This is a genomic window from Bacillus sp. S3 (assembly GCF_005154805.1).
Lineage (GTDB): Bacteria > Bacillota > Bacilli > Bacillales > Cytobacillaceae > Neobacillus.
The window spans coordinates 4030449-4055197 of record NZ_CP039727.1 but is presented as its reverse complement, the minus strand read 5'-3'; the positions used below and the strand labels follow the sequence as shown (position 1 = coordinate 4055197).

Below are 24749 nucleotides of genomic sequence, written 5' to 3'. Positions count from 1 at the left end.
TACGGTCTTTTTCTGTTTAACGGGAAAGATATTACTTAGGGGTGATAGGCATGAAAAAATATAAAGGTTATTTGATTGACCTAGATGGAACGATGTACAAAGGAACAGAGCGGATTGAAGCCGCGTCACGTTTTGTCCAACAGCTGCGTGAGCAAAAAATCCCTTATTTATTCGTAACGAATAATTCTTCGCGAACACCGGCGCAGGTGGCCGAAAAACTGCTCAGATTTGACATACCGGCGGACGAAAAGCTTGTATTCACCACAAGTCAGGCGACGGCCAATTATATAGTTGAACGAAAGAATGATGGTTCAGTTTATGTCATTGGCGAGGAAGGAATCCGGACTGCGATTGAGGAAAAAGGACTGAAATTCGCCGGAGAAGACGCCGAGTTTGTTGTTGTAGGAATTGACCGTGCAATTAGCTATGAAAAGTTGGCGGTTGCCTGCTTAGCTGTCCGCAATGGTGCGGTATTTATTTCAACCAATGGGGATATTGCCATTCCAACGGAGAGGGGACTGCTTCCGGGCAATGGATCGCTGACATCCGTTATTTCGGTTTCTACACAGACAAAACCGATTTTCATCGGCAAGCCTGAATCAATTATTATGGAACAAGCACTAAAGGTACTAGGAATCGCGAAAGAAGAAACGCTGATGGTTGGCGATAACTATGATACTGATATTGCAGCAGGAATGAATGCCGGAATGGACACGCTCCTTGTCCATACAGGGGTAACCACGAAGGAATTGCTTGCAGGCTACGGCCGTAAGCCAACCTATGCTATTGATACTTTGGATCAATGGGAATGTTAAAAGGATGGAAAACTCCATCCTTTTTTGGCTTCCTTTATTCCTTCTCTGCACGGGATGCTCGATGTGCCAGCCTGCTGGAAGCAGCAGCAGCGATTGCCCCGACAATATCATCTAAAAAGGTATGACATTCACCTGTTGATTTATCATTTAAATGTGCCAAAATTCCAGGCTTCAGTTTATCAATGTATCCATAATTGGTAAACCCGATGGAACCGTAAACATTCACAATCGAAAAGGCGAGGATCTCATCAACGCCATAAAGGCTTTCATCAGTTCCGATAATCGATTGCAATGGTTCTTCGAGCATTCCTTTTTCGGCGAGCATATCAAGCTGGATTCCAGTTATTATGGCATTTTGTACTTCACGTTTTGAAAGGACTCGTTCCACGTTAGCTAAGCAATCTTCCATCTTTAAATTTTCATGATATTTTTCCTGTAAAAAGAAGACTAAATCGGCCATGTCCTGTACTTCTACGCCTCTTTCTTTCAGCCATCTGCGTGCGGTTTCTTCGGTTAGATCTAGTTTTTTGTCGTCTGCCATCATTAATCACCTTTTCTTTAGTTTTCCACTATATATATACTTCATTTCCATATTATATGCAATTATTATGTAAAAGAGTAATTCAAATCCTTCCCTATATTTTTCCGAATTCTTAATCGTAAAAAAACAGGGAAGACAACAAGTTTTTCCATGCTGTTACATATACATGAGTTAAAAAAAGGTACAAAGACGGGGTGGTAAGATGCTTCAGAAAATGCTTGAAAACCAATATGGAATTACTGTGGAGGAATACGTAAAATTAGATGCCTATGATGCACTGAGAGGGAATGGCTGGCTCTATTTAATTTCGAATCCGGCTGGCAAGGAAGAAGCAGATATTTCCGAACTAGAAAAGATTGCTGAGCATTTACGGAATTATGGAGATCAAAACGTGCCTATTTTTTTACCGTCGAAGGAAGGCCAGTTAATTACAACATGGGAACAAAATAAATATTGTGTATTAGCAAGCCGGCAAATCGAAGAGGGCCGAAAAATAAAATTGGGCCGGAAACTGGCTAAATTCCATGAACGCGGCCGGAGGGTTCCTTTTCAAATCGAAAGGTCAAGCCGGATTGGGGAATGGAAGTCCTTGTGGGAAAAGCGTCTTGAGCAAATGGAAAGGGTGTGGAATGGTCTATTGTTTCAAACACCGGAAGATGAATTTGAACGCATGTTTATCGACTCTTTCCCATATTATCTTGGATTAACAGAGAATGCGATCCAATATTTAGTCGATTCTGAGCTTGATGATGAACCTGCTGAGACAGATAGCGGTACGGTTTGTCATGAGCGTTTTACCAATAAAACGTGGGGCCCTCATAATCAGTACATGATAAAAAATCCGTTTGACTGGGTATTTGACCATCGAAGCCGTGACTTAGCCGAGTGGACTAGGGAGCGCTATTTTCGCAATATCCAAACATATGATATGGAATTAAGACAGTTTTTTGAGGAATACCAAAGCGTTGCGCCGTTATCTTCCTTTTCTTGGCGCTTACTGTATTCCCGTTTAGTCTTTCCATTGCACTATTTCGATTGTATTGAAAGTTATTATATAACGCGTTCCGAACAGGAAAAGAAGGTATTAGAAGAGAGGCTTGGTAAAATATTGCGGCAATCAAGTGAGTATGAACGATTTTTAGCAGGTTTCTTCCAAATTTCAGGAGCGCCGATTAAACGGTTAAACCTGCCCCAGCTCGAATGGCTTTTTCAATAAGAAAAGCGGAAGCGGCCTGGTCAGCGGCGTATGGAATGAAGCGCATATAAATAAAGCGATTGCCATCTTCGGCAATCGCTATTTCCATTTATTAAAATACTTGTTCTACTTCAACGACGCCAGGTACTTCTTCCAAAAGTGCTCTTTCAATGCCGGCTTTTAAAGTGATCGTTGAGCTCGGGCAGCTGCCGCACGCACCTAGCAAGCGGAGCTTAACAATGCCATCCTCTACATCAACTAATTCGCAATCCCCGCCATCGCGAAGAAGAAATGGACGTAATTTATCTAATACTTCTTGAACTTGCTCAAACATTTCTTGTTCTTCCATGTTAATCGACTCCTTTCCTACTTATATTATAATGTCAACCGTGTTAAAAATCCATTCTCAGAAATTAGGAAAATACAGATTTACAGACATTAGCCTATTATTTATAGTAAAATGAAAAGAAAAACGACGGGAATGGTTTTTTATGAGTATGAATGAAGTGGAAATTGTTCTTTACGGGGCAGAAACCTTATGTCCAAGCTGTATAAATCTGCCTTCCTCCAAAGAGACCTTTGAATGGCTGGAAGCAGCTATTGCCAGGAAGTTCCCCGATCAACCGTTTAAAATGAGCTATGTGGATATTTATCAGCCTTTAGGCGACAGAGAAAAAGTGATTTTTGCCAAAAGAGTCATTGAAGAAGATATGTTTTACCCGGTTGTTGTCATAAAGGAAAAGATTGTTGGTGAGGGCAACCCAAGGTTAAAAACGATTTTTGCAGAACTGGAGAAATATGGATATAAAGCGATTTAAAGAAAAGGAGCATTCCACTGACGGAATGCTCCTTTTTGTCATCCATTATGAAACTTGTACATCCATAGGATTCCAGACTTTATAAGGCGGGCGACACGTCCTGTAATGGCGCGGTCTGCCATCATTCCGAAGCCTTGTTTTTTTCCAAGAGAGCCAAGGATGCCTTTTAATTTGATCGGCGGGAAACTTTCCGGCAATGGTTCACCATTCCAGCGCTTTTTCAAGACTTCGACCACTTGTTCCGCTTGTCCTTCTGCAAGCTGGGCACTTGGTGCATGTGGTGAGCTTGCGCAGTCTCCGACGATAAACACATGTTCATCCGCTGGCAGGTGATGATGCTTCGTAACGATCAGTCGTCCCGAACGATCCTTTTCCCCATCCATTTCACGGGCGATTTTATTTGCTTGAATTCCTGCGGTCCAAACGATTACATCACAATCAATCGGTTCATCATGATTGTATAACCTTTTTTCTTCCACTTTAGTAATATTGGAATTATTAATAATCTCAACATTATTTCTGACAAACCAATTTTCAACATATTTACTTAACCGCTCCGGAAACGCTGAGAGAATATGTTTGCCGCGATCAAATAATTTAATGTTTAGGTCTTCACGGCTTTCACTTAATTCGCTCGCAAGCTCCACTCCGCTTAAACCGGCACCGACAATCCCGACAACTGAACCAGGGCCAAGATTATTTAGCACGGAATAGGTGAGCCGTGCTTTCTCAATGCTTTGGATACTGTAAGTAAATTGGTCTGCACCTGGAACCCCGTGATACTTATCCTCACAACCGAGTCCAATAATAAGGTCATCATATACAAGAGGTTCAGCGCCCTTCAAATTAATTGTTCGATTCGTCCGATCGATGCCGATCACTTCTCCGTATTTTACATCCAAACGAGGATGTTCCGGGAAAGCAACACGGACTTCTTTATCAGAAATCGTGCCGGCAGCTAATGCGTAGTATTCCGTTTTTAAGCAATGGTATGGGACGCGGTCAACTAATGTAATCGTTACGTCCTCCGGTAAATGGTTGGGAAGGAGCTCGTTCAAAATCTTCATTCCGCCATATCCGCCACCAAGAATGACAAGGTTTTTCATTTTTTACATTCCCCTTTGTTTAGCCGTTTACTTTATCCGCTTTCAATTAAAAGACAAGTATATTAAAATAATTTTCCGTTTTATTAACCACATACGAGTATATCTAAATTGTGTCCAAATAACAACAATAATCACACTCATCTTGACACGATTGCCATAAACATGGTAATTGACGGAGCCCCTTAAATGGAGTAGGATAAATAGTTGTGGAGAGGTGAAGACATTGATAAAGCCGATCATTGAATTTTGTATTAGTAACCTGGCAAACGGTGCACAAAGGGCACTAGAAAAACTACAAAGAGATCCTAACTTGGATATTATTGAATATGGGTGTCTCGGCTACTGCGGGAAATGTGCAATGACTCTCTATGCACTCGTGAATGGTGAAGTTGTAACAGGAAACACACCCGATGAACTGGTCGATAACATATATCAATACCTGGATGAAAATCCGATGTTTTAAAATAGAAAAGCAGAAGGACACTAGCCGCTAGGGCGCTGGTGCTGGACAATTCTCATGAAGAGGGGGGCGTGCCGCTCCCTTTTTTATATTTGTATCATATGTTAATAATAAGAATCTAAACATTTGAGTACTGGACATCAAGTGTATATACTATAATAAAAGCCTCATAAAAAGGGGGAGTAATGATGAGTAAAGAAGTTGTAATTGTTTCAGAAGCTGCGTCCCTGCAGATAAAAGAAATGATGAAGCATAATGAAGAAGAAGGTGCTTTTTTACGAGTAAGTGTTAAGGGCGGCGGCTGCAGTGGCCTGTCATATGGCATGGGCTTCGATCATGAGGTAAACGAAGATGACCTTCAGTTCGAGCAGCATGGAATCCAAGTGCTCGTTGATAAAGAAAGTTCCGCCATTTTGCAAGGGACAAAAATTGATTATAAAGAATCGATGATGGGCGGAGGCTTCACGATTGAAAATCCAAACGCCATCGCATCGTGTGGCTGCGGTTCATCCTTCCGTACGGCAACAGCAACCGGAACACCTGAGGAATGCTAGTCCAACAATAAAAGACGCCCAGCAATGGGCGTCTTTTGCAATTTATTTATTAAACATGGAAGAACTGTGTAATGGCTGTACTTTTGCTTTTGGATCAATATAAGATTTGGCGTTGTTAACGGCAGTCGGTGCTTCGCCAAATCCGCAGGCAATTAATTTCACTTTACCATCATATGTGCAAATATCGCCGGCAGCATAAATGCCAGGTGTATTCGTTTCCATTTTTGAATTAACAACAATGGAATTCTTTTCGATCTCGAGACCCCACTCCTTAATCGGGCCAAGTGAAGAGACAAATCCGTAGTTACAGATAACAGCATCGACATCAATTGTGACTTTTTCCTCGCCATTAACTGTTTCAAGTACAACCTGTTTAATTCCGTTTTCATCCCCGATTAATTCTGCAGGAACAAATGGAGTTTTGACATCGACTTTAGAATTATACAAGTTTTCGACGCTATGTTCATGGGCACGGAATTTATCACGGCGATGAACAATGGTCACTTGTTCAGCAATTGGCTCGAGCATTAATGCCCAGTCAACCGCAGAATCCCCTCCGCCAAATACAACTACCTTTTGACCGGCAAACTGGTTTAAATCCTCAATAAAATAGTAAAGGTTTTTCTTTTCATATTGTGCTGCACTTTCAAGCTCTAGGCGCCGCGGTTGGAATGCCCCATTTCCCGCAGTAATAATAATCGTTTTGGAATAGTGGACTTCTTTATTAGTCGTTAATTTAAATATACCATCTTCCTGCTTTTCCAACTTTTCTACCGATTGCTCAAGTGCAACAGTCGGATCGAACTTAGCCATCTGTTCTTTTAGATTATTTATCAATTCTTGTGCGCGGATTTTTGGGAAACCGGCTACATCATAAATATATTTTTCTGGATATAGGGCTGACAATTGACCGCCTAGCTGTGGCAAGCTTTCAATGATTTTTACTGATGCTTGTCTCATTCCCCCGTAAAAGGCAGTAAATAGGCCGGCAGGACCACCGCCGATGATCGTTATGTCATAAACTTTTTGATTTTCTTGCACTCCGTATCCCCCCAACATGTAGTAACAAACTCCATTCATATAATATCACAAAACAAAAAATTCCTCACATCTTTATGTCAAATATTCTGACTGATAAAAATGTTATCTTAATTTTTCCATGTAATGAAAATGTAAAGTTTCCATTAATCTTTGTTAAATTATTTCTATAAATCGCTTGAAAATAGAGTCAAAGTAGCATAAGATGTATTGTGGATATATTGTTAAATATTTGTGACAAAAAAAGCACATTTTTATGAATGACTGGGAAGTTCTAACATCTTTTTGTTTATCAATCTTCTAAATCTTTGTCATTCGCTGTGTGCTTACGATTTAGTTTCTTTTTCTCTATTCCTATTCGTGAATTATCTCACATACATTTTTCCTTGACTTAAAATAAAAATGGTTAAAGCAGTGGAAGATAAGAAAAAGAAGATTTATACAAAAATATATAAAAAGGTGGAAGTGATCACTTTGAGAAAGCCTAAAATTGTAATTCTCGGTGCAGGTTACGGCGGACTTCTAACAACAGTTCGTTTGCAAAAGTTAATTGGTGTAAATGAAGCGGATATTGTATTAGTAAATAAAAATGATTACCATTATGAAACGACTTGGTTACATGAAGCATCGGCAGGTACACTGCATCACGACAAAGTACGGTATGATATTAGTAATGTCATTGATCGCAGCAAGGTCGATTTTGTTCAAGATACGGTAGTTGAAATTAATAAAGATGAAAAGAAAGTGATTTTAGAAAAAGGGGAAGTCAATTATGACTACCTTGTAATCGCTCTTGGCGGCGAGCCTGAAACTTTCGGTATTAAAGGGTTAAAAGAGTACGCATTTGGCATTACCAATGTCAATTCTTCCCGTCAATTGCGTGAGCACATTGAATATCAATTTGCCACTTACAATATGGAAGCAGAGAAGAACGATAACCGTCTATCCATCGTTGTCGGCGGTGCTGGATTCACCGGTATTGAATTCCTTGGTGAATTAACAAACCGTATTCCGGAATTATGCCATGAGTACGATGTAGATTTCCATAAAGTAAAAATTACTTGTGTGGAAGCAGCCCCTACCGTATTACCTGGTTTTGACCCGGAACTAGTGAATTATGCTGTTTCACAATTAGAGCGTAAAGGCGTAGAGTTTTTAATTGGTACGGCTATCAAGGAAGCGAAACCTGGTTCGATTCTTGTCGGAAAAGGCGACGAAGAACCATATGAAATTAAGGCTGAAACCGTTGTTTGGGCGGCTGGTGTCCGTGGAAATGCGATTATTGAAAAATCCGGTTTCGAAGCGATGCGCGGCCGCGTAAAGGTAAATCCTGATCTTCGTGCACCTGGATTTGACAATGTGTTCATTATTGGCGACAGTTCATTAATGATTAATGAAGAAATTAATCGCCCATATCCGCCAACAGCTCAAATTGCGATGCAGCAAGGTGAGGTTGTAGCGCGTAATATTGCGGCATTAATCCGTAACAAGGCAGATCTTGAATCCTTTACTTTTGACAATAAAGGAACGGTTTGCTCATTAGGTGAAGATGATGCTATTGGTGTGGTATTTGGTAAGAAGATTACTGGTACAAAGGCATCCTTCATGAAAAAGGTAGTCGACAACCGTGCCCTTTACATGATTGGCGGCGCAGGTCTTGTGTTGAAAAAAGGTAAATTTAACGTTTTCTAAAAAAGTTTTTTTGAGGGGACAGAGATATCTGTCCTCTTTTTGGTATGATTAAATTTAAGATGTATTAATTAGGGGGTGTTGGGATGAGCAATCGTGAAAAACGAGGCAAGGTGTGGTTAGCTGTTTCCGGATTGGTGAAGTCAAGTGAGGGAAATTGGCTGGTAGTGAAGAAAAGATATGGCGGGCTGAAGGGGCAATGGTCTTTGCCGGCTGGATTTGTTGAAGAGGGAGAAACAGCGGATGAAGCCGTTATACGAGAAGTAATGGAGGAAACTGGAATTAATTGTACAGTTAAAGGGCTAATCGGCTTACGAACCGGGGTCATTAAAGAGGAAATCAGTGATAATATGCTCTTGTTTTTATTGGAACCTTTGGGAGAGCAGCAGGTGATCCATCAGGAGTACGAGTTATACGATGCCTGTTTCATGTCGCCGGAGGAGCTGATCCGTGAGAAGGATGCGTCCATCCTCTTACATTATTTGCTTAACGAAAGTGCCACTCCAATTAAACCAGGGATAGATGGGGTTAACCCGGGCAATCAATTCGGTTATACAGCCTATAAATTATATTTGTAATTTTTCGAAAATTTAAGTGACGCTTTGAAAATGAAAGAAAACTTCCTATGTATCCGTTTTCTTTTCTGATTTTGCGTGATTTTCGTTCTTTCCTTTTTTCAGAATCCTTGTTATATTATCAGAAAATTAAGTAAACATTTTATAGGAGATGATGGGAATGACGGGTAAGAGCATGGAGTCAAAAAACTGCGATTATTGTTCCGGAAATGGATATTTTCAATTGGTGCTTGGAGGCTCGGAAACTTGTTCCTGCTGCTGCGGTACAGGGAAGAAAAAGGAATAGAATCAATTCACTGTGCTTCCTCGAATGAATTTCGAGGGGCTATTTTTATTGACTCCCTTTTCGACATTCAGTACACTAAATGTTGATGTATAAAGGGGGAATCTCAGGTGCAAATGAGCATCGTTGTCTTAATCATATCCATCGTGTTATTTTTTGTCTTATTTTTTGGAATTGGATTTATCTTGAATATGCTGCTAAGAATGTCATGGGTTATGGCGATCGTGTACCCTATTGTTGCCATTTTTATTGTAGATAAAGTGAGTTTTAGCGAATATTTTACAAATAGTAAAGCGGCTTTTCTTGACCTTGGGGAAAGATTCAGTTCGTTGGCAACAGCAGATATTCTCATTTTAATCAGCGGCCTGGCAGGGGCAATCGCCGCCGGCTTTACGATTAAACTGTTACGGAAAAATGGATACCAAATGTTTTAAGGCTTTTACCATTCAGGTAGAAGTCTTTTTTTATTGTCTTTTTTGTATAATTCCTTGCTTATTGGGAATGAATATTTTGGGAGGAGTGAAAAATTCAATGAATAAAATGAAAAATTGGATAAAGCGCATTGCCATGACCTGCCTATTCTTTATGGCGTTAGGAGCAACCTTCCAATCCATATCCGGCGTAAATGCAAAAACGCTGATTTTCCAATTTGCTTCAAAAATCTCATCGAGTGAATCCGTTTCAGGGACAACACCGCCGTTGCTAGAGGAGGCATTTGATTGGTCAAAGTACCCTAAGCATACGGTTACAGCCACTGGCTACACTGCTGGTTTTGAATCAACAGGAAAAAGGCAGGGCCATCCTGAATATGGGATCACCTACTCTGGTGTAAAGGTGAAACGTGATTTATTTTCTACTATCGCAGCTGACTTAACTGTTTTTCCAATTGGCACCGTCCTCTTTATTCCAGGTTATGGATACGGGGTTGTGGCTGATAAGGGAGGCGCGATCAAGGGTAACGAACTGGATCTTTATTATGAAACTGTTGAAGATGTTTATAAGCACTGGGGCAAAAAGCAGGTTGATGTCTACGTGGTTCAAAATGGGAATGGAAAGATTACAGAGGATCAATTGCAGGCATTAAACGAGGATAAAACCCTGCAGGTATTCCGCCAGCAGTATATTAGTTCTGAAAAAAGGTGAAAAGCAGGCACATCGCCTGTTTTTTTGTGTTACTTTATAAAGACAATAGGTAAACTTGGAGGGGGGTTCCATTTTTGCTAAATGATTACCCAATCGAATACTATGAGTTTTTTGTTTCGTTTAATGAAGGGGATTATTACACTTGCCACGACTTGCTTGAAGAAATGTGGATGACGGAAAAAGATAATTTATTTTTAAAGGGATTATTGCAAATGAGTGTGGCCATATACCACTATGAGTACGGTAATGTCAAGGGTGCACGCGTGATGATGGAAACGGCTCATGACTATTTGCATGCCTACCGACCTAAATTCTGGGGACTGGATTTGGAGAAGGTTTATCCTTTTATCGAAGAATGTCTGACCATTTTCCCAAAAAATATCGACCGGATTCCGTTTGTAAGGGTTGGGGATCTGCCAAGGCTTCCCCGCCTCCTGCTGTATTTGGAAGATAATTAGTTAGTCGAAATAAATAAATTTTTCCGATATAATGGAGAAGAAAATTATGGAGGTGAATGTTTGTGTTTCATGTAAAAAAGCAATGGGAGTTAACTACCCAGCATGAGGGCTTAATCATCGGACTTTTGGATAAGCCGGAGAAATTTTCAGGGACATTGGCGGCACTGGATGAAAAGTTTGATGGACAACTGACAGAGCTGGTAAAGTCGGGTGACTTATCAGCAAAGGTAAAAAGGATCAATAAAGTACATAGCTTTGGAAAAATTGGAGCAAAACGAATATGGGTTGTTGGACTGGGCAAGGAAAAAGAATTAACCTTTGATAAATTAAGAGAAGCATTTGGCCAGCTTTTTAAGGAAGTTAAGACTGGCAAGCTTGAAGAAACAGCTATTTATTTAGACTCGTTCATTACGGAGGAATTAGACGGCCTAGACGCAGCACATGCTATGAGTGAAGCATTCGCGCTTTCGACCTATCAATTTGAGGGCTATCGGCAAAAGTCCAATGAGCCGGAGAAAAAACTTGAGAATGTAACCGTCTATAGTGAGGCCTTTGAGGAAGAAGATGTTCAAGCATCGCTGGCAGTGGGCTTTGCATTTGGGAAGGGGACAAATTCGGCACGAACGCTTGTGAATATCCCAGGGAACATGCTAACGGCAACTGAAATGGCTGCCTATGCAACAACACTTGCGGCAAAATATGATTTTGAAGTAGAAATACTTGATAAAGCGGAAATTGAAAAGCTCGGAATGGGGGCTTTCCTTGCAGTAAATCAAGGATCTGTCCAGCCGCCAAAAATGATTGTCCTGAAATATCAAGGAAAAGATGAATGGAAGGATGTCATCGGCTTAGTGGGAAAAGGAATTACCTTTGATACCGGAGGCTATTCGATTAAAACAAAGGCCGGCATCGTTGGCATGAAAACGGACATGGGAGGAGCAGCTGCGGTTCTCGGCGCCATGGAAATCATCGGTGAAATCAGGCCTGAGCAAAATGTAGTCGCGGTCATCCCATCTACAGACAATATGATCAGCGGCGGCGCCTTTAAGCCGGATGACGTGATTACGTCCATGAGCGGAAAAACAATCGAGGTATTAAACACCGACGCAGAAGGCCGTCTTGTTCTTGCTGATGCCGTTACCTATGCGAAGCATCACGGGGCAGATTATTTAGTCGACGTTGCGACCTTAACCGGCGGGGTGATCACGGCACTGGGCCTACATACGACGGGTGCTATGACGAATCATGAAACTTTATATGAACAAGTCCTTGAAGCATCGGTTGAAGCCGGAGAGCAAATGTGGCTCTTACCGTTATTTGAAACGGAAAAAGAGCGTGTTCGAAACAGTAAAGTCGCTGATTTGAACAATTCACCGGGCAGTGAGGGCCATGCCCTTGTCGCCGGAGCCTTTATCGGTGAATTTGCTGAGGGCACCCCATGGGTTCATTTAGATATTGCCGGCACAGCCACCACAAAGAAAGCCCATGATCTCGGCCCAGCAGGTGCGACAGGGGTCATGACCCGTACACTGGCATTGTTCGTAGAACGATTTGAGCCAATTGAAAAGAAATAATGTGGATGGCCTCCGGACTTGTTCGGAGGCTTTTTAAAATCCCTCATATCCCTGATGAAGGACATCTGATAGAAAAACAATCCCACTCAGAAAAAACGTTTGCTTTTCGAAGAGGCCGTACGCCGCTGAACAGGGCGCTTGTGCTTTTCTTTTTAGCCCACTCCAAACCCGCGCCTTTCGCATATGAAATAGTGTAGGCAAGTATCGCAGAAAAAAGGAGGCAGTGCGGCATGTACCCTTATCAAAGCCCGTATCTTTATCGAAATGCATACCCGGTGCAGGATCAGAGGTTTATCGGTTTTCTTGGCTGGCCGTTAGCGATAGGGGGGCTTAGCTTTCTAGGTGGTTTAATTGGAGGAGGTTTAGGGGCCTCTTTTGCAAATCGGCCATTTTACGGCTACCCAGGCTATGGCTATCCCCCAATGGGCTATCCGCCAATGGGATACCCTCCGATGGGCTATCCAGGATACTATTGATACCAAAGTGAAAAACAGCTCTAGCGGCTGTTTTTTTCAATAAAGGAAAATTTGCCAAACATGAAGAATAAGAATAAGAAGTAGCAAATTACATATTGGAGGAATGAAAATGATCAAAGATACATTAATTGAAGCACTGGGGATTGAGATTACTCTTTTAGAAGAAGGGAAGGTCGTTGCGACCATGCCGGTTGATGAGCGGACGAAACAACCGTTTGGCTTACTGCACGGAGGTGCCTCCGTTGCCTTGGCGGAGACAGTTGCGAGTGTCGGTGCCTATGAACTAGTGGACAAGCAAACAGAAGGTGTCGCGGGTTTAGAAATAAATGCGAACCATGTTCGTCCAAAAACGGAAGGGATTGTCACAGCTGTGGGAACTGTGCTGCATCAAGGTAAATCAACAATGGTTTGGGATATCAAAATAACCGATGAAGAAGACCGGCTGATTTGTGTATCACGGTGTACAATGGCGGTTATTAAACTGAAAAAATAATAGAAATGTTACGTGAATGGGATGGGGTATTTTTCCACCTGCCTTCGAATTAATTGTACAAAAATTTAAAAAACTCATACGGAATTCGTGTTATAATGTTAAATATAAAAATAGAGAAAAAGCACAATTTTTTGTACATGTTTCTTTATATAATGGTAGTAAGATGGAAAAGAAAGGGTGGTGAAAACGATGAGAACAAGGCGGCAATATTTATTTATTGATTTTGAGTTCACAATGCCTGAACGAAATGTCCGGATGAAGGATTTTTTCGCGGAAATTATCGAGGTTGGTATTGTGGCTGTAGCGGACGATCAGGTTACAGAGCAATTCTCATCCTATGTTACTCCATTAAAGTTCCCGAAATTATCAGAACGCTGTAAATCATTCCTACATATTTCACAGCAGCAGGTTGACAAGGGGCTATCAATTTATGAACTTGTAAAAAAATTGGCGGAGTTCAATAAAGAACATTATGACACGACCATTGTTACATGGGGAAATATGGACATGAAGGTGCTGCGGCATAATTGTTTAATGGCAGGGGTGGATTTTCCTTTTAATGGTACTGAATTAGATTTATCGATGGAATATAAACGGTTCTTTGGGGATCAAAATCAAACGGGTCTATGGAAAGCTGTACAAGAATATGGCAAAGAAGGCACTGGCAGACATCATCGGGCACTTGATGATGCCATGACAACGTATAATATATTTAAACTTGTGGAAAAGGATAAACGCTATTTGGAAAAGCCGAAACCAACGACGATTGGGGATCGGGTTGATTTTTCAAAGCTGTTAAATGAATTTGCATAAAAGGCCAAATCATTCAAACTGATTTGGCCTTAAATTTGTCTAAAATTTATAATCCTTCTCCAATGTTTCCAGTGCTTTTAAGCTCATTTCAGCCCATTTTGTTTGGGTCTCCGCCAGTTCTGTTTTCATTTTGGCCATAGCCTCTTTTAATGACACCTGATACTCAGGGACTTCATCTTCAAAGTGCTTTACCATTTGTTTTGGGATATTAGCCTGTTCCCGGAAGCTGAGTGCCCGTCTTTCATGAAAAATTAATACATCCGCATCCTTTGGACTGTGTAGATCTCCTTGCATCGGGTGTTTCAAGACCGCCAGCACTCTGACTAAATAATGCTGCGGACGGATCTCTGTTATTTCCCCGATATATTTTCCGGTTTTATAAATCGCCGTTACGACATCCCCAACCTGCAATTCTGCCACTAAAATCACTCCTGCTTGCAATTTTTCCTTCTATCTTTCATTCTATAAGAAAAAAGTCAAAATGAAAAACAAAGTGCAAAAAAACGAAATTTCGGTTAAAGTGTTAAAATGGAGGGATTATAAAACATGAAAAAGAATTTGAAAATACTATTTAGCTTATTGACGATTGTTCTAGTATTGGCAGCATGCGGAACCGCCGGCACGAAGAAAGAGGAAAGCCAATCAAAAAAGGACACTGCTGCGCCAAAAACAGAGCAGAAGGAAGGAGATCAAGAAGTGGCAAATGCTGTTTATCCACAGCTTTCAACAGAAGTAACAGAAAATGAAAAATTAGTTGAAATGGAAACATCAATGGGAAACATCAAGATTAAATTATTCCCTGAATATGCACCAAAAGCAGTTGAAAACTTTGTGAAGCATAGCGAAGAAGGATATTATAATGGACTGATTTTTCACCGTGTCATCAAGGACTTCATGATTCAGGGCGGAGATCCGAGCGGTAACGGTACCGGCGGCGAAAGCATTTGGGGAAAACCGTTTGAAGACGAATTTTCAAAAAATCTTTTTAATCTTCGCGGTGCCCTTTCGATGGCCAATTCAGGTGCAAATACGAATGGAAGTCAATTTTTTATTGTTCAAAGTACAGCCCTTGATCCAGCGATGAAGGCGAAAATGGAAGAGGCTGGCTATCCGGAGGAAATCATTCAATCCTATGATGAAAATGGCGGTACACCATGGCTGGATCACCGGCACACCGTTTTTGGACAAGTAGTCGAAGGTATGGATATTGTCGATAAAATTGCTGAAACACAAGTTGGTGCCCAGGACAAGCCTGAAACAGATATTACGATTAAAAAGATTACCGTTTTAAAATAAGCTGATCTTCTTGGATTGATTCATTGATGTGAAATGTTTTTTGTTGCTATAATAGATAAAGCAGTTCCTTTAAAAAGAAAGGGAGAAGAAAAAATGTTTCAACCGTCAGTACTAGCCCTGTTTTTGTACTTTCCAGAGGATAAATCAGAATATATACCGGCTGCTATCAGCTTAACGATTTTTATGATTGGCGCCTTTTTTACCATGCGTTTAATCATAAAAGTTTCTAAGCGGGAAGCTGAAAAGGCCAAAGTATTAGAAGAACAATTGAAAAATAATCAGTCAACTCAAAGGAACAGTTAGTCGTCACTGTTCCTTTTTTGTTTACCCATAGTTCCCATTGATGTTGAATAGGTCAATTCCTATTTGTCCATACTAAAGGCAAATTGTTTAATAGTTGGGGGAATAGAGATGAAGAAAAGCTGGTTAATCATTCCACTTCTCTTGCTTTCAGGGTGTCTGGAAAAGGAAGTCAAAAAGGTTGATGTCGAAATGTTTAATGCTGCCGGGGATACACTCGGGACGATCGCATTAGCTGAACAGTCAAGCGGTGTGAAAATGACAGTAAATGTAAAGGGGCTTCCTGCCGGGGAGCATGCTATTCATATACATGACGCGGGAAAATGTAAGGCGCCAGACTTTAAATCAGCGGGAAACCATTTTAATCCCGAACAGAAAGAACATGGCCTGCTTCACCCTAAAGGGGCACATGCCGGGGACCTGCCGAATTTGATTGCCGATGAGGACGGGACGGCCAAGGCAGACCTAATGGCCCCTAATGTCACATTATTGGACGGGAAACAATCACTGTTTACAAAAGAAGGTACGTCCATTGTGATACATGCCGGTAAAGATGATGGGATGAGTCAGCCAGCGGGGGACTCTGGAAATAGAATAGCCTGCGGGGAAATTTCAAAAAATAAAAAAGCTGGCCAAAAAAAGGCACAAGACGAGAAAAAGTAGATGAAAAAGCTATCCGCCGGATGGCTTTTATTTTTTTTGCCGCAAAAAATAAAATTTTTAATTTTATAGGTAGGAATCTAAGCTTATCCAAAAAATGGTTCATACACTAGCAGAGAGAATGTTAGGAGGCGAATGAAATGGAGAAAAGACAATTTGGCGGTTTTCCTGGTCAACAAATGGGCTTTCCGCAGATGATGGGCGGTTTCCAGCAGCCAGGCTTTCAACAACAAATGGGAGGTTACCCGTACCATGGCAGTCCACAAATGATGGGTGGATACCATGGCCATCCACAAATGGGCGGCTATCAACATGGCTATCCGCAAATGGGTGGTTTCGGGCACGGCTATCCACAAATGGGCGGTTTTGGGCAGCAACAGACAGGCTTCCCGCAAATGATGGGCGGACAGCAGCAGCCAGGCTTCCCACAAATGATGGGCGGACAACAGCAGACGGGCTTCCCTCAGGGAATGGGCGGTTTTAACCCAGCGGCATCCGGGCAGCGGAAGAAAGACAAAAAGTAACGGGCGGCTAAAATGAATGAAACCTGTTCTGGAAAAGGGACAGGTTTTTATATTTCTAACTTGATTAATTGACTTTATTTTTAGACAATAGGTTCATCAGATTAAAAGCAATTGAGGTGCATTTTAGATGAACAACAAACTTTATTATCAAGATGCTTACATACACACATTTACTGCCCGTATTTTGAAGCAGGAGAAAGATGAGGCTGGCAATTGGTATGTTATTTTAGATCAAACCGCCTATTATCCTACAGGCGGAGGGCAGCCGCATGATACCGGTACGATTATGGGTCAAGAAATCGTGGATGTGGAAGAAATAGATGGAGAGATTCGCCATTATCTTAAAAGCCCATTACCGGAAGGCACTGGAGCGGTAACAGGCAGTATTAATTGGAACCGCCGATTTGATCATATGCAGCAGCACGCAGGACAGCATATTTTGTCAGCCGCCTTTGAGCATTTGTTTGATTATAAAACTGTCGGCTTCCATTTAGGTGTGGACAACCTGACAATCGATTTGGAAACAGATAATCTAACTGCCGATGAAGTGTTGAAAGTAGAGAAGCTGGCAAATGAAATAATTTTAGAAAATAGGCCGATTGAAATCAAATGGGTAACGGAGGAGGAACTATCCCAATATGCATTAAGAAAAGAAACAAAGGTTAAAGAGGATATCCGGCTTGTGATTATTCCAGAGTTTGATTATAACGGCTGCGGGGGCACACATCCAAAGACAACCGGTGAGGTCAGGGCGATAAAAATCCTGGATTGGGAAAGACAGCGGGAAAAAGTCCGCGTTCAATTTGCCTGCGGCGATCGAATCATTAAACTGCTTGGAGAAAAGCAAAAGGTACTTCTTGGATTAACGAAGCACCTCAATGCCCCGGAAAAGGGAATGGAGACGGCAGTCAAACGGCTGCTTGAAAATGATAAACGCTTGGAAAAGGAGCTTGAACAAACGAGGGAGCGTTTACTCCAATATGAAGCGAAGGAATTGTTAGCTAAACAGAATCAATTGGTGGCTGAATCGTTTCAAAATCGGACCATTCAGGAGCTTCAGAAACTGGCTCGACTTGTTGTAGCAGAGGATGATTCGTCATTGGTTGTGTTTGCGTCCGTGAATGATTCCCGGTTGCAGCTGGTTTGTGCCCGCGGCGCATCGCGAACAGAGAATATGAAGAAGCTGATTAGCGATGTTTTACCTCTAATTAACGGTAAGGGCGGGGGCAACGATTCCTTTGCGCAAGGCGGCGGGGAAGCGCTCGTCTCTGCTGAACAAATTTTGGACAAGCTGATAACCATGATCAACTAAGTAGTTTATGAGGACAGGAACAGTGAAAAAAACATGCTAACTGTCCTCATGAAGCTACACTTGTTTATCCAAGAGCTTTTTTCAATCGATTAAGCCCTTCAATTACGTCTTCCCTTGGGCAGGCAATATTCATTCGGACGAACCCTTCTCCTCCTGGACCGTATTTGGTACCCGGCTCTAATGCCAATTTCCCTTTTTCGATTAATAACTGGTGTAATTCAGCATCGCTGATATTCAGCTTCCGGCAATCGAGCCAGAGGAGATAGGTCCCTTCAGACTGAACACAGGTAATCTCGGGCAAATGGTCGTGGAGATAGTCAAGAACATTGTCTTTGTTCCCCTGTAAGTAATCAATCAGCTGCTCAAGCCATGGTTCACCTTCCCTGTAGGCCGCCTCCATGCCTATAATCCCAAAGGTATTTAACGAGAAAATTCCTTGTCGTGTTAAGGTTCCTAGAAATTGATTTCGTAAATCTTCATTTTTAATAATGACCGCAGAAGCCTGCAATCCAGCAAGATTAAAGGTTTTGCTTGGGGCGACTAAGGTAATAACACGCTCATACAACTCTGAACTTAAAGAAGCAATGGGGATATGCTTAAACTCCCTAAAGATAATATCAGAGTGAATTTCATCTGATAGTATAAGACAATTGTATTTCAAGCAAAGCTCACCAATTTTTAAGAGCTCATCACGCCCCCAAACCCTGCCGCCGGGATTGTGCGGGCTGCATAGCAGGAACAGCTTGCAGCCCTGCTGTAATTCTTGTTCAAAGCTGGCAAAATCAATCTCGTATTTTTCATTTACCAAGATTAGCGGTGAATTTACCACTATCCTATTATTTTTCTTAATCATGTCAAAAAAGGGAGTGTAGACAGGAGCCTGCAGCAATATCCGATCACCCTCTGCAGTAAACGACTGGATTGCAGCACTAATCGCTTGAACGACGCCGCTGCAATATAACAGCCATGTAGGGCTGACCTCCCATTGATGTCTTTTTTGCAGCCAATCAGTAATCGCTCCCGCTGTCGATGGAGGAACAAAGGTATAGCCAAAAATTCCATGATCTACCCGGCTTTTGATTGCATCTATGACCGCTTGCGGCGGCTTAAAATCCATATCAGCCACCCACATTGGCCACAAATCAGCTTCCCCAAAGATGTCTTTTGTAAGTTCCCATTTCACTGATGATGTCTTTAATCGGTCAATCTTCTCATTAAAAATACTCATTTACTCACCGCCAGTTTCAATTTTTCTACTTTCTACCTCTTATGATAGAATATTTTTATCAAATGTAAAAATAATAGGAGATAAAAATATGAGAAAAGAGCTTCAAACTAATTTGCAGTATGTGGATGTTTTAAATGAATGGGATCCCTTTCATTTGCAAAATGGGGATTATGATACGGAAATTGCTGATGCAATTCAGGCGGTTCATGAACTAGATGATCCATCAAAGCTTGCTAAAAGAATCCAGGCGATTTACGAATTTTCCTTTGAAGAAGTCATTCCGATGGAAACCTGCTTAAAAATTGCATGGGCGTTATTAGCAATAAAAGAGAATGAATCATGTTCTTTTTAAAATAAAGGTATTAATAAACTTGACGGTTGATTTCCGCTCCAATCAACGTAGTTAAAAATCAATAATGTCCTTTAGCACAGCAAACACAAAAAAAGAGGACAATCCGAATGGGTTGTCCTCTTCAAAAAGGGGGAATACTAGAAAGCCTTATAGCTAAAGGTTTACCAATATTTCCTTTTTTTATACAGGAAAAGCAGAAAAAAATAAAAAAGCGGTACATTCACCGCTTTTACATTTTAGATTCTATTAAGGATTTATGGAGGAGTTTGTATGAATATGGTGCTTTAATAACTCAGAAGCCGGGATATCTAAAACAGTTGATAACTTCAAGATTGTTTGAGTACTTGGAATTTGTTCCCCGGATTCATACTTTTCAATTGTATGCGTTCCTACTCTTACCTTTTGAGCCAATTCTTCTTGGGTCATATGGAGCGTTTCGCGGCAGGTTTTAATTGTTTGACCGATCGAATTCATACTGTTCACCTCGTTTGAAAATATAATTTCTCACTATTAGTATATCATGGGAATAATCCCTATTCTTATTCCGTTTTTGAACATTTTGTTACTATTTTTTCAGTTGAATCGTATAGACGTTTTGTTAGAAAAAAAGCTTTTTTGATTAAAGTATATAAATATGATATAATCTTTTAATGCGTATATAAGGGATAAATAATTCATTTACTTAGGAGTGTTTTCATGACAGAAAAGATTGAAACTGGAAGTATTGTAACTGGTAAAGTAACGGGTATTCAGCCATATGGAGCGTTTGTTGCGCTTGACGAAACTACGCAAGGTCTTGTTCATATTTCAGAAATTACGCACGGATATGTGAAAGATATTAACGACCACCTTAAGGTTGGCGATGAGGTTAAAGTAAAAGTTTTATCAATCGATGAAGGGGCTGGAAAAATTGGCCTTTCCATCCGCGCAACGGAAGAAGCACCTGTTCAACAGGCTGCAAAACCAAAGAAACCTCGCAAACGCACGGCTGCAGCAATTATTCCTGAAGCAGAAGGCCAGCAAGGATTTAACACATTAAAAGATAAGCTTCAAGAGTGGATTGACCAATCGCAGCGTGAAGATTTAATTAAGAAATAATTTTAGATGCCTGAGACCAATTTATTGGTCCAGGCTTTTTTTATTAAATATCAGTCAGAAGTGTTCATTCTTTTTTCCTGCTCGGCTACAATAGAAGTATCTATACATAATCAATATTGAAATGGAGGAAATAATTTTATGCAAAGAAATAGTAATACAAACGAATTGATCGAAGTAACAGAGAAATACGGCGCTAATAATTATCATCCGCTTCCAATTGTCATTTCACGTGCTGAAGGTGTTTGGGTAGAAGATCCTGAAGGCGGCAAATACATGGACATGCTTAGTGCCTACTCCGCGGTTAATCAAGGACACCGCCATCCAAAAATTATTCAAGCATTAAAAGACCAGGCTGATAAGGTTACGTTAACCTCACGTGCATTTCATAACGACCAGCTTGGGCCATGGTATGAGAAGGTATGCCAATTAGCGAATAAAGATATGGTTTTACCAATGAACACGGGTGCTGAAGCAGTTGAAACGGCGGTGAAGGCAGCACGGCGCTGGAGCTATGATGTCAAAGGCGTGGAAGAGGATCGGGCGGAAATTATTGCCTGTATTGGTAATTTCCATGGGCGAACGATGACCGCGGTTTCATTATCATCCGACCCTGAATATAAACGGGGATTTGGACCGATGCTACCGGGCATTAAGCTGGTTCCGTATGGTGATTTAGAGGCATTGAAAGCTGCGATTACACCAAATACAGCCGCCTTCTTAATCGAACCAATTCAAGGTGAAGCAGGGATTGTCATTCCGCCTCAAGGATTTATCAAGGCTGCATTTGATTTATGTAAGGAAAACAATGTCCTGTTCATTGCTGATGAAATTCAAGCAGGATTAGCCCGGACGGGAAAAATGTTTGCCTGTGAATGGGAAGGCATTGAGCCGGATATGTATATCCTCGGTAAAGCACTTGGCGGAGGTGTGTTCCCCATTTCCTGTGTAGTTGCCAACAAGGATATTTTAGGGGTATTTAATCCCGGTTCCCACGGTTCTACTTTTGGCGGGAATCCGATGGCATGCGCCGTGTCAATCGCTGCTTTAGATGTGCTTGTGGACGAAAAGCTTGCGGAAAAGTCCTTAGAGCTTGGGGAGTATTTCATCAGCAAATTAAAAGAAATCAAGAATCCTAAAATTAAGGAAGTCCGTGGACGCGGATTGTTTATTGGTGTGGAATTATCGGAATCGGCCCGTCCATATTGTGAACAATTAAAAGATCTTGGGTTATTGTGTAAAGAAACGCATGATACGGTTATTCGATTTGCACCGCCGCTTGTCATCAGTAAAGAGGAACTGGATTGGGCAATCGAGCGGATCAACAAAGTATTGGGGTAGATTGTAAAAAATACTAGGGGTGCCAAAATGGGGACTACTGATGGAGACGGAAAGAAAAAAGAAATTGTAAACCTTCTTACATCAACGCAGATTGTGATTCAGGATGCCTTGAAAAAACTTGGGTATAAACAAGATATGGTTCATTTATTAGCGGAACCTTTAAAAACAGTCCGTGTCAGGATTCCGGTTCGCATGGATGACAGGTCTACGAAAATTTTTACCGGTTTCCGTGCCCAGCATAACGATGCCATTGGGCCGACTATGGGCGGCGTCCGCTTTCATCCCGGCGTAAGTGAAGATGAAGTGAAGGCATTATCCATGTGGATGAGCATGAAATGCGGGATTGCGGATTTACCTTTTGGCGGGGGAAAGGGCGGTATTATCTGTAACCCGCGAACGATGTCATTTGGTGAACTGGAACGTTTAAGCCGCGGTTACGTGCGGGCGATCAGCCAAATTGTTGGGCCGACAAAGGATATCCCGGCACCGGATATGTACACGAATTCGCAAATAATGGCCTGGATGTTGGACGAATACAGCCGTCTCCGGCAAAACGATTCCCCCGGCTTTATTACAGGGAAACCCCTTGTGCTTGGAGGGTCTGAGGGGCGGGAAAAAGCGGGGGCAAAGGGAGTTACTATTTGTATTGAAGAAGCGGCAAAGAAGCGTGAAATGCAGGTCAAAGGGGCTCGTGTGATTATCCAAGGTTTCGGGAATGCCGGTGGTTACATTGCCAAGTTTTTACATGATGCCGGCGCAATAATCATTGGTATTTCGGATGTATATGGAGCCCTTTATGATCCCGATGGATTAAATATTCAATATCTATTGGATCGGCGTGACAGCTTTGGTACGGTGACATCGTTATTTGAAGGTGTAATTACAAACGAGGAGCTGCTCCTGATGGATTGTGATATTTTAGTGCCAGCCGCAGTATCAAATCAAATTACAGCGGAAAATGCCGATAGCATCAAGGCAGGTATTGTAGTCGAAGCAGCGAATGGACCGACAACACTTGAGGCCACAAATATTCTTACTGAGCGGGGAATTTTGCTTGTGCCTGATGTCCTAGCAGGTGCAGGCGGTGTGACTGTCTCATATTTTGAATGGGTTCAAAATAAACAGGGGTATTATTGGTCGGAAGAAGAAGTAGTAGGAAAATTAAAAGAAAAACTTGTGAAATCCTTCAATGAAATTTATGAACTTGCAGAGACTCGCAATGTAAATATGCGTTTGGCTGCGTATATGGTAGGCGTAAGGAGATTGGCGGAAGCGTCTCTCTTTAGAGGCTGGGTATAGGAATAAATCCTTGCATCATTGGTGCAGGGTTCTTTTTTTGCAAAAAAAAAAATTTTCATCAATAATGGTAACAGAAAAGGAAGGTGTTCATTATGCAGAATTTTACTTTTTCTAATCCTACAAAATTAATTTTTGGTAAGGGGCAGCTCGAACAATTAAAAACAGAAATTCCTCAATACGGTAATAAGGTCTTACTCGTCTATGGCGGAGGGAGCATTAAGCGAAACGGCATATATGAGGAAGTTACCTCACTTTTACAAGAAATCGGTGCTGAAGTATTTGAACTGTCCGGTGTGGAGCCAAATCCCCGCATTTCTACTGCCCGTAAAGGAGTGGAAATTTGTAAACAGGAAGGAATTGAATTCCTTTTAGCTGTTGGGGGCGGCAGTGTCATTGATTGCACCAAGTTAATTGCAGCCGGGGCTAAATATGATGGAGACGCCTGGGACTTAGTGGTTAAGAAGGCCTTTGCTAAGGAAGCTCTTCCATTTGGAACAGTCCTGACACTTGCGGCAACCGGTTCAGAGATGAATGCCGGATCGGTGATCACTAATTGGGAAACGAATGAAAAATACGGCTGGGGAAGTGCTGTGACATTCCCGAAATTCTCTATTTTAGACCCGGTAAACACCTTTACCGTACCTAGAAACCAAACCATTTATGGAATAGTCGATATGATGTCACACGTCCTTGAACATTATTTCCACCTGGAAGAGAACACAGATTTTCAGGATCGCATGTGTGAATCGTTATTGATTACGGTGATGGAAACTGCTCCGAAGTTGTTGGCGGATCTGGAGAACTATGAGCAGCGGGCAACGATTCTATACAGCGGCACCATGGCATTGAACGGTATGTTAAATATGGGTTACCGAGGCGATTGGGCGACACACAACCTTGAGCATGCGGTATCGGCTGTGTATGACATTCCACATGGCGGCGGTCTGGCAATTCTGTTCCCGCACTGGATGGAGCATAACCTTCACGTGAAGCCTGAGCGTTTCAAACAGCTTGCTGTCCGGGTGTTTGGCGTAAATGCAGAAGGCAAAAGTGCTAAGGAAGTAGGTCTTGATGGAATACAGCGGCTGCGTGAATTCTGGAATAGTATTGAGGCACCTTCACGTTTAGCTGATTATGATATTGATGTTACGAAGCTCGATGTAATGGCTGACCGTGCGATGGCTAACGGTGCGTTCGGTAACTTTACGAAGTTAAATCGAGATGATGTTTTAGCCATTTATCGGGCATCATTGTAAATGTAGAAAATTATCGAAAGATGGGTGCGCTTTCAAGAGGTGCCCTTCTTGATAA

Annotated in this window: 31 protein-coding genes and 1 pseudogene; 25 read left to right on the top strand and 7 right to left on the bottom strand. The window is 41.6% G+C overall.

The window, feature by feature from the left end; translation table 11 throughout:
• Positions 1 to 50 precede the first annotated feature (50 nt).
• Positions 51 to 815, top strand: coding sequence for a TIGR01457 family HAD-type hydrolase (locus tag FAY30_RS19770; protein ID WP_149871470.1), 765 nt, complete (start codon positions 51 to 53; stop codon positions 813 to 815).
• Between the two features lie 34 nt (positions 816 to 849).
• Here the strand turns inward: FAY30_RS19770 and FAY30_RS19765 are convergent, their stop codons facing one another.
• On the bottom strand, positions 850 to 1356 hold the full coding sequence (locus tag FAY30_RS19765) for a phosphatidylglycerophosphatase A family protein (protein ID WP_149871469.1): 507 nt from the start codon (positions 1354 to 1356) through the stop codon (positions 850 to 852).
• A gap of 202 nt (positions 1357 to 1558) precedes the next feature.
• On the opposite strand from FAY30_RS19765, the gene yutH reads away from it, so the two are divergent.
• Complete coding sequence (gene yutH, locus FAY30_RS19760; RefSeq protein ID WP_149871468.1) at positions 1559 to 2572, top strand: spore coat putative kinase YutH; 1014 nt, start codon at positions 1559 to 1561, stop codon at positions 2570 to 2572.
• A gap of 91 nt (positions 2573 to 2663) precedes the next feature.
• On the opposite strand, the pseudogene FAY30_RS19755 reads toward yutH, so the two are convergent.
• A pseudogene (locus FAY30_RS19755) lies at positions 2664 to 2900 on the bottom strand (NifU family protein); the annotation flags it as partial.
• A gap of 142 nt (positions 2901 to 3042) precedes the next feature.
• Here FAY30_RS19755 and FAY30_RS19750 point away from each other — a divergent pair.
• Entirely contained in the window at positions 3043 to 3369 is a 327-nt protein-coding gene (locus tag FAY30_RS19750) for a YuzD family protein (RefSeq protein WP_149871466.1), read from the top strand.
• Between the two features lie 38 nt (positions 3370 to 3407).
• Here the strand turns inward: FAY30_RS19750 and FAY30_RS19745 are convergent, their stop codons facing one another.
• Complete coding sequence (locus FAY30_RS19745) at positions 3408 to 4475, bottom strand: NAD(P)/FAD-dependent oxidoreductase (protein WP_149871465.1); 1068 nt, start codon at positions 4473 to 4475, stop codon at positions 3408 to 3410.
• Between the two features lie 223 nt (positions 4476 to 4698).
• Here FAY30_RS19745 and FAY30_RS19740 point away from each other — a divergent pair, with 223 nt between their 5' ends.
• Positions 4699 to 4938 (top strand): YuzB family protein, encoded by a 240-nt coding sequence (locus tag FAY30_RS19740; RefSeq protein WP_149871464.1) that lies wholly within the window; start codon positions 4699 to 4701, stop codon positions 4936 to 4938.
• 185 nt (positions 4939 to 5123) lie between these two features.
• Positions 5124 to 5489, top strand: a complete 366-nt coding sequence (erpA, locus tag FAY30_RS19735) for an iron-sulfur cluster insertion protein ErpA (protein WP_149871463.1) — start codon at positions 5124 to 5126, stop codon at positions 5487 to 5489.
• Between the two features lie 42 nt (positions 5490 to 5531).
• On the opposite strand, the gene FAY30_RS19730 is transcribed toward erpA, so the two are convergent.
• On the bottom strand, positions 5532 to 6530 hold the full coding sequence (locus FAY30_RS19730) for an NAD(P)/FAD-dependent oxidoreductase (protein ID WP_149871462.1): 999 nt from the start codon (positions 6528 to 6530) through the stop codon (positions 5532 to 5534).
• 471 nt (positions 6531 to 7001) lie between these two features.
• Between FAY30_RS19730 and FAY30_RS19725 the strand changes: the two genes are divergently transcribed.
• The 10 genes from FAY30_RS19725 (at position 7002) to kapD (ending at position 14031) form a co-directional block, all read left to right on the top strand.
• Positions 7002 to 8219, top strand: coding sequence for an NAD(P)/FAD-dependent oxidoreductase (locus FAY30_RS19725; RefSeq protein WP_149872787.1), 1218 nt, complete (start codon positions 7002 to 7004; stop codon positions 8217 to 8219).
• Between the two features lie 83 nt (positions 8220 to 8302).
• The gene (locus FAY30_RS19720; protein WP_149871461.1) at positions 8303 to 8794 is read left to right on the top strand and encodes an NUDIX domain-containing protein; all 492 of its coding nucleotides are present in this window, start codon (positions 8303 to 8305) and stop codon (positions 8792 to 8794) included.
• Positions 8795 to 8951: 157 nt separating this feature from the next.
• The gene (locus FAY30_RS27270) at positions 8952 to 9077 is read left to right on the top strand and encodes a YuiA family protein (protein ID WP_190284699.1); all 126 of its coding nucleotides are present in this window, start codon (positions 8952 to 8954) and stop codon (positions 9075 to 9077) included.
• A gap of 107 nt (positions 9078 to 9184) precedes the next feature.
• Positions 9185 to 9508: a YuiB family protein gene (locus FAY30_RS19715; RefSeq protein ID WP_149871460.1), complete on the top strand. Its 324-nt coding sequence runs from the start codon at positions 9185 to 9187 to the stop codon at positions 9506 to 9508.
• Positions 9509 to 9605: 97 nt separating this feature from the next.
• The gene (locus FAY30_RS19710) at positions 9606 to 10217 is read left to right on the top strand and encodes a 3D domain-containing protein (protein ID WP_149871459.1); all 612 of its coding nucleotides are present in this window, start codon (positions 9606 to 9608) and stop codon (positions 10215 to 10217) included.
• A 74-nt stretch (positions 10218 to 10291) separates the two neighbouring features.
• Positions 10292 to 10675: a DUF309 domain-containing protein gene (locus tag FAY30_RS19705; RefSeq protein ID WP_149871458.1), complete on the top strand. Its 384-nt coding sequence runs from the start codon at positions 10292 to 10294 to the stop codon at positions 10673 to 10675.
• 62 nt (positions 10676 to 10737) lie between these two features.
• A complete protein-coding gene (locus tag FAY30_RS19700) occupies positions 10738 to 12249 on the top strand; it encodes a leucyl aminopeptidase (protein WP_149871457.1) in 1512 nt (503 codons plus the stop codon).
• A gap of 230 nt (positions 12250 to 12479) precedes the next feature.
• The gene (locus FAY30_RS19695; RefSeq protein ID WP_190284961.1) at positions 12480 to 12725 is read left to right on the top strand and encodes a hypothetical protein; all 246 of its coding nucleotides are present in this window, start codon (positions 12480 to 12482) and stop codon (positions 12723 to 12725) included.
• A gap of 109 nt (positions 12726 to 12834) precedes the next feature.
• The gene (locus tag FAY30_RS19690; protein WP_149871456.1) at positions 12835 to 13218 is read left to right on the top strand and encodes a hotdog fold thioesterase; all 384 of its coding nucleotides are present in this window, start codon (positions 12835 to 12837) and stop codon (positions 13216 to 13218) included.
• A 189-nt stretch (positions 13219 to 13407) separates the two neighbouring features.
• Positions 13408 to 14031: a 3'-5' exonuclease KapD gene (gene kapD / locus FAY30_RS19685; protein ID WP_149871455.1), complete on the top strand. Its 624-nt coding sequence runs from the start codon at positions 13408 to 13410 to the stop codon at positions 14029 to 14031.
• A 39-nt stretch (positions 14032 to 14070) separates the two neighbouring features.
• On the opposite strand, the gene FAY30_RS19680 is transcribed toward kapD, so the two are convergent.
• Positions 14071 to 14451, bottom strand: a complete 381-nt coding sequence (locus FAY30_RS19680; RefSeq protein ID WP_149871454.1) for a kinase-associated lipoprotein KapB — start codon at positions 14449 to 14451, stop codon at positions 14071 to 14073.
• Positions 14452 to 14577: 126 nt separating this feature from the next.
• Here FAY30_RS19680 and FAY30_RS19675 point away from each other — a divergent pair, with 126 nt between their 5' ends.
• The 5 genes from FAY30_RS19675 (at position 14578) to FAY30_RS19655 (ending at position 18123) form a co-directional block, all read left to right on the top strand.
• Positions 14578 to 15327: a peptidylprolyl isomerase gene (locus FAY30_RS19675; protein ID WP_149871453.1), complete on the top strand. Its 750-nt coding sequence runs from the start codon at positions 14578 to 14580 to the stop codon at positions 15325 to 15327.
• A gap of 93 nt (positions 15328 to 15420) precedes the next feature.
• Positions 15421 to 15630: a hypothetical protein gene (locus tag FAY30_RS19670; RefSeq protein WP_149872785.1), complete on the top strand. Its 210-nt coding sequence runs from the start codon at positions 15421 to 15423 to the stop codon at positions 15628 to 15630.
• Positions 15631 to 15738: 108 nt separating this feature from the next.
• A complete protein-coding gene (locus FAY30_RS19665; protein WP_149871452.1) occupies positions 15739 to 16290 on the top strand; it encodes a superoxide dismutase family protein in 552 nt (183 codons plus the stop codon).
• A 137-nt stretch (positions 16291 to 16427) separates the two neighbouring features.
• A complete protein-coding gene (locus tag FAY30_RS19660; RefSeq protein ID WP_149871451.1) occupies positions 16428 to 16811 on the top strand; it encodes a hypothetical protein in 384 nt (127 codons plus the stop codon).
• A gap of 127 nt (positions 16812 to 16938) precedes the next feature.
• On the top strand, positions 16939 to 18123 hold the full coding sequence (locus FAY30_RS19655; protein ID WP_149871450.1) for an alanyl-tRNA editing protein: 1185 nt from the start codon (positions 16939 to 16941) through the stop codon (positions 18121 to 18123).
• A 64-nt stretch (positions 18124 to 18187) separates the two neighbouring features.
• Here the strand turns inward: FAY30_RS19655 and FAY30_RS19650 are convergent, their stop codons facing one another.
• The gene (locus FAY30_RS19650; protein ID WP_149871449.1) at positions 18188 to 19351 is read right to left on the bottom strand and encodes a MalY/PatB family protein; all 1164 of its coding nucleotides are present in this window, start codon (positions 19349 to 19351) and stop codon (positions 18188 to 18190) included.
• A gap of 88 nt (positions 19352 to 19439) precedes the next feature.
• Between FAY30_RS19650 and FAY30_RS19645 the strand changes: the two genes are divergently transcribed.
• Positions 19440 to 19703, top strand: coding sequence for a DUF1871 family protein (locus FAY30_RS19645; RefSeq protein ID WP_149871448.1), 264 nt, complete (start codon positions 19440 to 19442; stop codon positions 19701 to 19703).
• Positions 19704 to 19949: 246 nt separating this feature from the next.
• Here FAY30_RS19645 and FAY30_RS19640 read toward each other — a convergent pair whose 3' ends face one another.
• Positions 19950 to 20177 (bottom strand): helix-turn-helix domain-containing protein, encoded by a 228-nt coding sequence (locus FAY30_RS19640; RefSeq protein ID WP_149871447.1) that lies wholly within the window; start codon positions 20175 to 20177, stop codon positions 19950 to 19952.
• Between the two features lie 222 nt (positions 20178 to 20399).
• Between FAY30_RS19640 and yugI the strand changes: the two genes are divergently transcribed.
• The 4 genes from yugI (at position 20400) to FAY30_RS19620 (ending at position 24694) form a co-directional block, all read left to right on the top strand.
• The gene (yugI, locus tag FAY30_RS19635; RefSeq protein WP_149871446.1) at positions 20400 to 20801 is read left to right on the top strand and encodes a S1 domain-containing post-transcriptional regulator GSP13; all 402 of its coding nucleotides are present in this window, start codon (positions 20400 to 20402) and stop codon (positions 20799 to 20801) included.
• Between the two features lie 138 nt (positions 20802 to 20939).
• On the top strand, positions 20940 to 22139 hold the full coding sequence (locus tag FAY30_RS19630; RefSeq protein WP_149871445.1) for an ornithine--oxo-acid transaminase: 1200 nt from the start codon (positions 20940 to 20942) through the stop codon (positions 22137 to 22139).
• 27 nt (positions 22140 to 22166) lie between these two features.
• Positions 22167 to 23438, top strand: a complete 1272-nt coding sequence (locus FAY30_RS19625) for a Glu/Leu/Phe/Val family dehydrogenase (protein ID WP_149871444.1) — start codon at positions 22167 to 22169, stop codon at positions 23436 to 23438.
• Positions 23439 to 23530: 92 nt separating this feature from the next.
• A complete protein-coding gene (locus tag FAY30_RS19620; RefSeq protein WP_149871443.1) occupies positions 23531 to 24694 on the top strand; it encodes an iron-containing alcohol dehydrogenase in 1164 nt (387 codons plus the stop codon).
• Positions 24695 to 24749 lie beyond the last annotated feature (55 nt).